Origin of the sequence: Citrobacter sp. wls826 (assembly GCF_005281245.1) — a bacterium.
GTDB lineage: Bacteria > Pseudomonadota > Gammaproteobacteria > Enterobacterales > Enterobacteriaceae > Citrobacter > Citrobacter braakii.
The window spans coordinates 1-1182 of record NZ_SZWS01000011.1 but is presented as its reverse complement, the minus strand read 5'-3'; the positions used below and the strand labels follow the sequence as shown (position 1 = coordinate 1182).

The window sequence follows — 1182 nt, the reverse complement described above, 5'->3', positions numbered from 1 at the left end:
ACAGTCTGTTATCACGGGCTGATGCCTGACTCTCAGATGACCGGATGGGCATTTTCGACAAGACAGGTGATATGTGATGGTGGTTATCTTCTTCTGTACCACAGAAGATACCTTATGGTGAGGGAGGAAAATATGACGACAACGATAACAACGAATGTTGCCAGGTTTGCAGACGCTCAAATTAAAGCCTACCGCGACCTGGCACAAAAAGCGACGGGGGCTGGCGAAACTGGCCGCCAGGACAGCGGTGTGGGAGCTGCCCTGAAGCGTTTCTTTTATAAACTGGATTTTTTGCTGAAGTATGGTCGTTTCCCTTCCGGGGCTGATGCCACCAGTCCGGATGCACTGCCGGAGGAACTCAGGGGACTGAGGGAATTTCTTGAAACTTCACAGTGTGCGGGGGAGAGCTATATCCTGCAGAAGGATATAAACACCCGGTACCGCTTTATCTGGTCTGATACCGGCGAAATAACTGTGACAGAGGAGAGGCGTTGTTCCTCGCCGGCCGGAACCAAAACGGGGTATGCCTGTAAGGATATATGGCGTGATGAACACTATTCACAACTGTGTGGGAGAGATGAGCTGTTGTCTTCCCTGAATGGCGCTAACCGGGCTCCCGCAGAAGAACCTGCTGAGGCCCAGGCGCTTGGGGAGGGGGATTTATGCAAAACAGATACTCCGTACCCGACACGTCATTCCGCGAATTTGGACACGAGGACGGGGATAATAACATGGGATGATGGCTCGCAGTCCGTCTTGCCCCCTGGCTGGGAACGCGATTTTGCCTCAGGCAAGGTCACGAAAAGAATCTGGACACATGAGTAACAGATTATAACTGTACGGAAAACAACTGACAGTACTGTTACTATGCAATAAGGCAGTTTGTCGCGACCTGCCTTATTGCTATATGGTACCCTGTCGTGGCAACCGGCTCGTCGGAAAAACAGGTGACAATATAGTTTTTTACGGCACCGGAAGCCGGGCGAGTATCTGCGTCTGCTTTCTCACGGCTATGGCGGCTCAGGGCTATATTGTGGCGGCTGTCGACCATCCCGGAACACCTGCACTTAACAAACAGCCGCAGAATCTCCGACGGACGATGGTGAGAATTACCTCTGTCTCCTCTCTTGCCGGAAAGAGTTGATGTGCAGAGAATCGCATCGCAACAGCCGGTCACTCTCT

The 1182-nt window shown here is 52.0% G+C and carries 1 protein-coding gene; it reads left to right on the top strand.

The annotated features are described in order from the left end of the window. Positions 1–825 (top strand): hypothetical protein (locus tag FDW87_RS01005; protein ID WP_212725436.1); only part of this gene is annotated, 825 nt, incomplete at its 5' end. Positions 826–1182: the final 357 nt, after the last annotated feature.